This window comes from Stenotrophomonas sp. SMYL8 (assembly GCF_036320065.1).
GTDB lineage: Bacteria > Pseudomonadota > Gammaproteobacteria > Xanthomonadales > Xanthomonadaceae > Stenotrophomonas > Stenotrophomonas maltophilia_A.
This window is the reverse complement of the sequence record NZ_JAWIRR010000011.1, coordinates 109,347-119,109: the sequence shown is the minus strand read 5'-3', so window position 1 is coordinate 119,109 and position 9,763 is coordinate 109,347. Positions and strand designations below refer to the sequence as shown.

At 66.3% G+C, this 9,763-nt stretch carries 7 protein-coding genes; 2 read left to right on the top strand and 5 right to left on the bottom strand.

The window, feature by feature from the left end:
- Nucleotides 1-193: 193 nt before the first annotated feature.
- Both V3B25_RS11260 and V3B25_RS11255 read right to left on the bottom strand, forming a co-directional pair.
- Nucleotides 194-1,213, bottom strand: a complete 1,020-nt coding sequence (locus V3B25_RS11260) for a ribonucleotide-diphosphate reductase subunit beta (RefSeq protein WP_049429771.1) — start codon at nt 1,211-1,213, stop codon at nt 194-196.
- A 118-nt stretch (nt 1,214-1,331) separates the two neighbouring features.
- Entirely contained in the window at nt 1,332-3,734 is a 2,403-nt protein-coding gene (locus tag V3B25_RS11255) for a ribonucleoside-diphosphate reductase subunit alpha (RefSeq protein WP_329810679.1), read from the bottom strand.
- 647 nt (nt 3,735-4,381) lie between these two features.
- Between V3B25_RS11255 and V3B25_RS11250 the strand changes: the two genes are divergently transcribed.
- Entirely contained in the window at nt 4,382-5,101 is a 720-nt protein-coding gene (locus V3B25_RS11250; protein WP_329810678.1) for a DUF2884 family protein, read from the top strand.
- Nucleotides 5,102-5,176: 75 nt separating this feature from the next.
- Here the strand turns inward: V3B25_RS11250 and zapE are convergent, their stop codons facing one another.
- Nucleotides 5,177-6,277: a cell division protein ZapE gene (gene zapE, locus V3B25_RS11245; RefSeq protein ID WP_032128212.1), complete on the bottom strand. Its 1,101-nt coding sequence runs from the start codon at nt 6,275-6,277 to the stop codon at nt 5,177-5,179.
- Complete coding sequence (locus V3B25_RS11240) at nt 6,274-6,945, bottom strand: CocE/NonD family hydrolase (RefSeq protein ID WP_049421015.1); 672 nt, start codon at nt 6,943-6,945, stop codon at nt 6,274-6,276. The genes zapE and V3B25_RS11240 overlap by 4 nt, the downstream gene beginning before the upstream one ends.
- A gap of 43 nt (nt 6,946-6,988) precedes the next feature.
- On the opposite strand from V3B25_RS11240, the gene V3B25_RS11235 reads away from it, so the two are divergent.
- Nucleotides 6,989-7,846 (top strand): hypothetical protein, encoded by an 858-nt coding sequence (locus V3B25_RS11235; RefSeq protein WP_049421014.1) that lies wholly within the window; start codon nt 6,989-6,991, stop codon nt 7,844-7,846.
- Between the two features lie 299 nt (nt 7,847-8,145).
- On the opposite strand, the gene V3B25_RS11230 is transcribed toward V3B25_RS11235, so the two are convergent.
- Nucleotides 8,146-9,588 (bottom strand): ExeM/NucH family extracellular endonuclease, encoded by a 1,443-nt coding sequence (locus tag V3B25_RS11230; protein ID WP_049400583.1) that lies wholly within the window; start codon nt 9,586-9,588, stop codon nt 8,146-8,148.
- Nucleotides 9,589-9,763: the final 175 nt, after the last annotated feature.

Sequence of the window (9,763 nt, the reverse complement as noted above, 5' to 3'; positions counted from 1 at the left end):
CTGATTGTAGAGTCGAGCTTGCTCGACTGCTTTGCGCGAACGGCAGTCGAGCAAGCTCGACTCTACAAAGGCCCGCGTGCAGCATGACGGCCGGTAGCACCAGGCAGGCTCCGCCGGGCATGGCCCGGCGCTACCAACAAGAAACCCCGGCGTTGGCCAGGGTTTTTCGTTGCGACAGATCTGACCGTTTCGATCAGAAGTTCATGTCGAAGGCGACTTCGCCCTGCACGCCGACCTGGTAGGCCGAGACGCGGCGTTCGAAGAAGTTGGTCAGCTCCTGCACGTCCTGCAGTTCCATGAACGGCAGCGGGTTGCGCACGTTGTACTTCTTTTCCATGCCCAGCTTGGCGAAGTGCTGGTCGGCACAGTGCTGCAGGTACTGGCGCATGTCGCGGGTCGAGATGCCGGCCACGCCACCGGACAGCACGTCCTCGGCGAACTGCACTTCGCATTCGATGGCTTCTGCCAGCATGTCGTAGACCTGCTGCTTCATCTCGTCGTCGAACAGGTCCGGTTCTTCCTCACGCACCACGCGCACCGACTCGAACGCGAACTCCATGTGCGCGCTCTCGTCGCGGAACACCCAGTTGGTGCCCGAGGCCAGGCCCGGCAGCAGGCCGCGCGAACGGAAGTAGTACACGTAGGCGAAGGCAGCGAAGAAGAACAGGCCTTCGATGCACGCAGCGAAGCAGATCTGGTTGAGCAGGAACTGGCGGCGCTGTTCGCGGGTCTCGATGCGGGTCAGGCTCTGGATCGAGTCGATCCACTTGAAGCAGAAATCGGCCTTCTTCTTGATCGAGTCGATGTTCTCCACCGCCGAGAACGCCTTGGCGCGCTCTTCCGGATCCGGCAGGTAGTTGTCGAGCAGGGTCAGGTAGAACTGCACGTGCAGCGCTTCTTCGTACAGCTGGCGCGACAGGTACATGCGCGCTTCCGGCGCGTTCAAGTGCTGGTACAGGTTCAGCACCAGGTTGTTGGACACGATCGAATCGCCGGTGGCGAAGAACGCGACGAGGCGGTGGATCAGGTGACGCTCGCCCGGCGACATCTTGCTGTGCAGATCGGTGATGTCGATCTGGAAGTTGATCTCTTCCACCGTCCAGGTGTTCTTGATCGCGTTCCGGTACATGTCATAGAACTGCGGGTAGCGCATCGGGCGCAGGGTCAGTTCAAAACCGGGATCGAGCAGCATCTGCTTGGGCTTGTCGGCCATGGGTGTTTCCTTGAATTCCTGGGTGAGCCGCCGGGCATGGCCCGGCGCTACCGTGGGTGATGATCGTTGGCCGGGGTTGCCGGCCAGCGGCCGGCACTACCGCGCGGCGGTGCCGCTCTTACTGGCAGGCCTCGCAGGCTTCCGGGTTTTCCAGCGAGCAGGCGATGGCTTCGTCCGGGCTGAACACCTTGGCCGGAGCTGCGCTGCTCACCGTGGTCTTGGCGATCTTGGTGGCCGGGCGCGAACGCAGGTAGTAGGTGGTCTTGATGCCCTGCTTCCAGGCGTACATGTACATGGAGGACATCGCGCCGATGTTCGGGCTTTCCATGAACAGGTTGAGCGAGGCCGACTGGTCGATGAAGGCGCCACGCTCGGCGGCCATGTCGATCAGCGAACGCATCGGCAGTTCCCACGCGGTGCGGTAGACCTCGCGCAGCGTTTCCGGAATCTGTGCCACGCCGGCGATGGAGCCTTCGGCCAGCTTGATGGCGTCGCGCATGTCGGCGGTCCACAGGCCCAGCTTCTTCAGCTCGTTCACCAGGTAGCGGTTGACCTGCAGGAAATCACCGGACAGGGTCTCGCGCTTGAACAGGTTGGACACCTGCGGCTCGACGCACTCGTAGCAGCCGGCGATCGAGGCGATGGTGGCGGTCGGCGCGATCGCGATCATCAGCGAGTTGCGCAGGCCATGCTCCTTGATGCGGGCACGCAGGGCATCCCAGCGCGCGGTGTCTTCCGGCACCACGTTCCAGGCGTCGAACTGCAGTTCGCCACCGGCGGCGCGGGTGTCGTTGAACGACGGGTGCTTGCCGCGTTCCTGGGCCAGCTCGCAAGAGGTTTCCAGCGCGTGGAAGTAGATTGCTTCGGCGATCTTCTTCGACAGGGCGCGGGCTTCGGCGCTGTCGAACGGCAGGCGCTTGCGGAAGAACACGTCCTGCAGGCCCATGCAACCCAGGCCGACCGGACGCCAGCGCAGATTGGCGCGGCGGGCGGTTTCGATCGGGTAGAAGTTCAGGTCGATGACGCGGTCGAGCTGGCGCACGGCCAGGCGCACGGTCTCGGCCAGCTTCTCGAAGTCGAACTCGTTGTGCTCGTCGAAGTGGTTGCCCAGGTTGATCGAACCCAGGTTGCACACCGCAGTTTCATCGTTGGAGGTGACTTCCAGGATTTCCGTGCACAGGTTGGACAGGTGGATCACGTTGCCCGGACGCAGGGTCTGGTTGCTGGCGCGGTTGCACTTGTCCTTGAAGGTCATCCAGCCGTTGCCGGTCTCGGCCAGCGTACGCATCATGCGGGCGTACAGCTTGCGCGCGGAGATGGTGCGGTTGGCCTTGCCCTGGGCTTCGGCCTGCAGGTAGGCCTGCTCGAAGGCTTCGCCGAACAGGTCGGTGAACTCCGGCACGACGCGCGGATCGAACAGCGACCATTCCTGGTCGGCTTCGACGCGCTTCATGAACAGATCCGGCACCCAGTTGGCCAGGTTCAGGTTGTGCGCACGGCGGGCTTCGTCACCGGTGTTGTCACGCAGCTCGAGGAAGTCCTCGACGTCGGCGTGCCAGGTTTCCAGGTAGACGCAGGCTGCGCCCTTGCGCTTGCCGCCCTGGTTCACCGCGGCCACGGACGAATCCATGGTCTTCAGCCACGGCACGATGCCGTTGGAGTGGCCGTTGGTCGACTTGATCAGCGAACCACGCGAACGCACGCGGGTATAGCTGACGCCGATGCCGCCGGAGAACTTCGACAGCTGGGCGATGTCGCCGTACTTGGAATAGATCGACTCCAGCGAGTCCTGCGGCGAATCCAGCAGGAAGCACGAGGACAGCTGCTCGTGGGTGGTGCCGGAATTGAACAGGGTCGGGCTGGACGGCAGGTAGTCCAGGTTGCCCATGCGCTTGTACAGCGCCAGGGTCTCGGACACATCCTCGCTCAGCGCGCTGGCAATGCGCAGGAAGAACTGCTGCGGGGTCTCGATCACCTTGCGGGTGTGCGGATGGCGCAACAGGTAACGGTCGTACAGGGTACGCAGGCCGAAGTAATCGAAGTTCAGGTCCAGCGAGATGTCGATGGCATCGTTGAGCTTGCGCGCGTTGGTCTGCACGAAGTTCAGCAGGCGGTCGTTGATCAGGCCGACTTCATGGCCACGGCTGACCGACTGCGAGAAGGCGTAGATTTCCTGGCCCGAGACTTCCTTGGCGATGTAGTTGGCCAGCAGGCGCGCAGCGAGGCGGCCGTACTCGGGCTCTTCACCGATCAGCAGGGCGGCGGTGCGGATGGACAGTTCGTCCAGCTCGCGGGTGGTGGCGCCGTTGTACAGGCCGGAAATGGTGCGGGTGGCCACGCGCATCGGATCGACGGCGTGCAGGCCTTCGGAGGAACGCTGCACCGCGCGCACGATCTTGTTCAGGTCCACCAGTTCGGTCGTGCCATTGCGCTTGGTCACACTCATCGCGTTGGCCGTCGGCGGCGACGTCAACAGGAATTCGCTTTCCTTCTCGATGGTGGCGCTGGAATCGGTGGTCACGGCGTGTGTCCTCTTGGCGTGATTGGTGGGTGCTCGATGCATCGGGTGACGCAGCCCGGGACATGACAGCCCAGGATGGCAGGACGGCGTCGCAGGGGATGAGACCCTGCGCCTGCCACTGCCGTTGACGATCGCGGATGGGTACCCCGGGCACCCCCTGGAATTGGGGTTGCTGCGACCGACGGCCACAAGATAGTGGGGGTGATGGGGTCCGTCAACGCCAAATGTAGTGAAATTCGGCAATCCCTTGCGCCGCAAGGATCGTGCCATCGGCGCCCGGATCAGACGCTTCAGACCTGCCGGAACGGGCTGCGCAGTCAAGCCCGAAAGGCGTCATCGCGGTGGTACAACGCACCGCGAAAACGGAACAATGACAGCTTCACATGACAGTGATGAAACTGGCTAGGGACAACCCTGTGGATAGCTGGTGGGCAGCCGGTGGGAATCCGGTGGACGGGTGACTTCCGGCCGGTGACGCCCGCGCGCTGGCAGCGGATGCTGGCCGCTCGCTCCCGGAAAAGGATGCTCCGATGCACCTGCGGTTGCCCGCGCTGGCCCTGCTGCCTGCCCTGTTCATTGCCCCGGCGCTGGCCGCCGAAGGGCCGGACCTGCGTTCGGACCAGTGCGGCATCCATACCGACTAAGAAGTGCTGGTGGACAGCGGCGGCATCTGGCTGCGGCATGGCCCGCAGGCGCCGCACGAGGTGGTGTTCCACGATGGCGTGCTGAGCCTGGACGACACGATCGTGCCGGTCAGCGAGGCCGACGCCGCCCGCCTGCGGCAGATGGAGGCCGGGGCGCGGCAGCTGATGCCGGCGGCCACCGCGCTGGCCCATGAAGTGAGTGGGCTGAGCTTCGACGTGCTCGACGGGGTCTATGAGAGCCTCACCGGCACCGCCAACAGCCGCAAGGTCCGGCGCCTACGCCGGCAGGCCGATGACTGGATCGGCGGCACGCTGGGCAAGGGTTACTGGGAACAGGCAGTGTTCGGGCCGGGCTTCGAGGCCAAGGTGCAGGACATGGCCGAGTCGCTGTCCGCGTCCATCGCCCGCAGCGTGCTGTGGCAGGTGTTCACCGGTCGCAGCGATGCGATGGAGGAACGCGCCGACCGCCTGGACGCGCAGATGGAACAGCAGCTGGAAGGCCGCGCCGAGCGCATCGAGGCCCGCGCGCAGGCGCTGTGCCCGCTGGTGCAGTCGCTGGCAGACGCCCACGACGCGCTGGAAGTGCGCTACCAAGGCCAGCCACTGCGGCTGCTGGAGCGCGGCGAGAGCGTACGGGTGGAGCACGGCGATGGCTCGGGCCTGCATATGTCGGCCGGGCCGGATGAGCGGCCGCGTGGGAATGCGGTGGCGCCGACCCGGTAACCGCGCGGCGGATGCCGGCCAGCGGCCGGCACTACCGGAACTCTGGCCGGCAACGCATTTACCTGGGTGGCTCCCTCACGCCCGGTGCGGGGTACCCAGGTACTCGGCGCTCTGCATCTCGATCAGGCGCGAGGCGGTGCGCTCGAACGCGCCCTGCAGGCGCTGGCCGGTGTACAGCTCGATCGGCGAGGTACTGGCGGTGCAGACCAGGTTGACGTGGCGGTCGTACAGTTCGTCGATCAGGTTGACGAAGCGGCGCGCGGCATCTTCGTTCAAACGGTCGAAGGCGGGGATGCCGCCCAGCAGCACGGTGTTGAACTCGTGCGCGATCTCGATGTAATCCGACGGGCCACGCGGGCCTTCGCACAACGCGGCGAAATCGAACCAGGCAATGCTCTTGCCACGGCCGCGCACCGGGATCTTACGGCCTTCGATCTCGATGTTGCCGGGCTTGGCCGGCTGGCCGCCGCTCAGTTCGTTCCAGCGCGTGGCCAGCCACTCATCACTGTCGGCGGCCAACGGTGCGCGGTACACCGGCGAGCGGGTCAGCGCGCGCATCCGGTAATCCTCGGTGCCCTCGGCGTACAGCTCCACGCAGAAGCGCTGCAGCAGGCCGATGGCCGGCAGGAAGCTCTCGCGCTGCAGGCCGTTGAGGTACAGGTTCTCCACCGCCGTGTTGGAGGTGGTGACCAGGGTCACGCCTTCGGCGAACAGGCGCTCCAGCAGCCGTGCCAGCAGCATCGCGTCGCCGATGTCGGTGACGAAGAATTCGTCCAGCACCAGCACCCGCAGGTTGCTGCGCCATTCCTGGGCGATCTTCGCCAGCGGGTCGCTCTGCCCCTGGTGCTCGCGCAGGCGCTCGTGGACGCTGCGCATGAAGCGGTGGAAATGCGTGCGGTACTTCTGTTTGATCGGCAGGCCGTCGTAGAACAGGTCGACCAGGAAGGTCTTGCCACGGCCGACGCCGCCCCAGAAGTACAGACCCTTCACCGGCTCGGGTTTCTTCCAGAACGAGGACAGGCGGTCCAGCCAGCCGTCTTCGGCGCTGTCGACCAGGCCCAGGTGGATGCGGTCCAGTTCGGCCAGCGCTGCGTGCTGGGCCGGGTCGTTCTGCCAGTCGCCACGGGCAACCCCTTCCGCGTACCGCTGCGACGGGGTCAGCTCGGTTGCACTCATGCCGCCGCGCCCAGCCAGTGCTTCACGCCGTGGGTCAGCGCGCCACGCAGATCGATCAGCTTGCGGTGGAAGAAGTGGCTGGTCTCGGGCATGCGCACCAGCTCATGCGGGACATCCAGCGTGTCCAGCCACTGGTAGACGGCCTGCGGGTCGACGATCTCATCCTGCTCGCCCTGGATCACCAGCCAGCGGGCCGGCGGCGCGATGCCATCGAAGTCCCAGCGACCGGCCGGCGGCGCGATCGAGATCAGCGCTTCCGGCTGCAGCGCGGCAGCGGCCTTCAAAGAAACGAACGAGCCGAAGCTGAAACCGGCCAGCCACAGGCGGTCGTCCGGGCGCTGGCTGCGCACCCAGGCGGCGACGGCTTTCAGGTCGTCCTGCTCGCCCACGCCATGGTCGAACTCACCGGCCGACACGCCGACGCTGCGGAAGTTGAAGCGTACCGTGGCGATGCCCAGCTCGCGCAGCGTGGTGGCGGTCATGGTGACCACCTTGTTGTGCAGGGTGCCGCCTTCGGTGGACAGCGGATGGCAGACGATGGCCACGATCGGCTGCACCGGCACATCGGCCTTGGGCAGGTCAACGACCACTTCCAGCGGGCCGGCCGGGCCGTCCAGTTCGAGGCAGGCGGTTTCGCCGGGGGCGACGGGGAACGAAGGCTTGTGCATGGCACCATGATACCGTCCCCCGCCCCTGCCCTGTGCCCGCCCCATGCTCTACCTGTCCTTGGCCGTGATCTGCAGCGTGCTGGTTTCGGTGTTGTTGAAGGTGGCCGGACGCCGCCAGCTGGATGTTTCGCAGATGGTCACCTGGAACTATCTGGTGGCGGCAACGCTCACCGCCGTGGTGCTGCAGCCGCCGCTGGACGCACTGCGCGCGCCACACGCCCCGTGGCTGTCGCTGCTGGCGCTGGCGGTGGTGCTGCCGTCGATCTTCCTGGTGCTGGGCCGCGCGGTGGCGGTGGCCGGCATCGTCCGCAGCGACGTGGCACAGCGTTTGTCGCTGCTGCTGTCTTTGGCCGCCGCCTTCCTGTTCTTCGGCCAGACCGCCACGTCGTGGAAGCTGGCGGGGCTCGGCCTGGGCCTGCTGGCGATGGTGGCGATCAGCCTGCGCCCGCGCGGACCGGCGGTGGCGTCCTCACCGGGTGGCTGGGGCTGGCTGCTGGGCGTATGGGCCGGGTTCGCGGTGGTCGACGTGCTGCTCAAGCAGGTGGCGCTGTCCGGCACGCCGTCGATGGCGGCGGTGCTGGCCAGCTTCAGCGTGGCCTTCGTGCTGATGCTGGCACTTCAGCTGTGGCGGCACGCCAGTGGCCGCAGCCGACTGGCCTGGCGCAACCTCGGTGCGGGCGCGTTGCTGGGCCTGCTCAACGGCGGCAACATTCTTTTCTATGTGCACGCGCATCAGTCCATGCCGGAGAGCCCGGCCACCGTGTTCGCCGGCATGAACATCGGCGTGGTGGTGCTGGGCGCGCTGGTGGGCGTGTTCGCCTTCGGCGAGGCCACCACGAAGTGGAACCGCGCCGGGCTGGCGCTGGCAGTGCTGGCGATCGGCTTGATCGCCTGGGGGTGAGCATTGGTTGCGGCGGGCCATTTCCGCGCCCACGGTGGGATGTCACTTTTCTTTTCGCGCGAAAAGAAAAGTAACCAAAAGAAACGCGCCGCCAGCCGCGAGCCGGTGCTGTGCACCGGTACCCTGCGCTTCTCGGTGAACCAGGGGACGGCGCCGAACTCGCTACGCTCAGACATCGGCGCCTCTTCGCCCCTGATTCACCTGCGATGCTCGGCTCGCTTGAAGGCGGACTGGTAGATCAAAAGCAACGGCAGCATCCGTGCCTATCAAGGTCCCCCAGAGTTGATCGCCGGCGAACCTTATTTATCGAAGCCCAGCAGCAGCGGATCGTGGTCGGAACTGCGCCACGGGCCCTGCACGTTGCGGCCCTGGTAGCCGCTGGCGTCCTGTTCGTCGGCATTGCTGTGCCACTCGGCGGCACCGCGCAGGCGCTGGGCCATGCCCGGGCTCAGCAGCGCATGGTCGAGGCGGCCGGTATAGCCGTTGTAGACGTAGCTGTAAGGATGCTCGACCTGGGCGACCTTGAATGCGTCCTGCCAGCCCAGGTCATGCAGGGTGCGGATCGGGTCTTCCATCGCGTAGGCGTTGAAATCGCCCAGCAGCACCACGTCCTTCACCTTCAGGCGGCCAGCTTCGGCCTGCACCCACTGGTTCAACTGCTTTGCCGATTCCACCCGGGTGGCATTCCAGCAACCCTGGCCATCGTTGCGGTCGGCATCGCCGCCGCTGGCATCACGGCAGCCCTTGGACTTGAAATGGTTGGCGACCACCATGAACGGTGCGCCCTTGCCCTGGAAGGCCTGCGCCAGCGGTGCGCGGCTGTGTTCGGCGAAAGGACCGTCGGTTCTGGTCAACGGCTTGCCCAGCGGCTTGAACGCGCTCCTGCGATAGATGATGCCAACCCGGATCGGGTTGCTGCCCGGCCCCTCGCCGGCATCGACGAAGGCCCACTGCTTGTCGGCGGCAAGACCGGCGTTGAGGGCGCTGACCAGTTCGGCGATGGCCGACTGCGGGCCATAGCCATCGTTTTCCAGTTCCATCAACGCGGCGATGTCGGCACCGAGCGCGTTGACCGTGGCCACCAGCTTGCCGACCTGCGCCTTGTGCTCTTCCAGCGTGCGCGCGCCGCGCAGGGTCGGGAAGCCACCGCCCTGGCCATCGCCATTGAAGAAGTTCTCCAGGTTGAATGCAGCGATATGCAGGCTGCCCGGCACCGTCGGCACCGCCGGACGCTTCAGCTCGGGCAACGTGAGTGCACCCTCGACCTGCAGGCGCGGACGGCCCTGTGCGTCCACGTGCACGACACCTTCCACATTGCGCAGCTGCATGCCGGTGCGCAGCACCGGGTTGGCTGGCAGGTAGGCCACGCTGGCCGGGTCGCGGGCTTCGCTGCCGTCGTCCAGCAGCAGGCGGCGGCGCTGGTTGTCGGCCATCACCTGCTCATAGCCGGCAGTACCCGGCGCGGCCACTTCGGTCGGCTGCCAGAGGCGGCCATCGAAGGCCACGGTGAGCTGCCCAAAGCGCTCCAGGCCATCGGTGCCGGCCAGGGTGAGCGGTGCGGCGATGCGCACGCGCTGGCCATCCAGCGCACGCCAGTCGGCCGGCGCGGTGGTCAGCACCACGGTGGCGCTGCTGCGCGCGGCGGACGGCGACGCGACCGGTGCGGCCTGCGGCTGGGCCTGGGCAAAGGCGCCGGCCGGCAGCAGCAGGGACAGGGCAAGGGCGAGGGAACGGCGGCGCATCGACGGGCGACTCCATGGAAGAGGCGCACAGACTAACCCTGAAATGCGAAACCCCGCCTGCGGGCAGGGTTTTGACCTTGGTGGGCAAAGCCTGGGTCGTGCCGGCCGCGGGCCGGCAACCTCATGACCTTCGTGCCATGCGTGGTTGCCGGCCAGCGGCCGGCACTACCGGTTA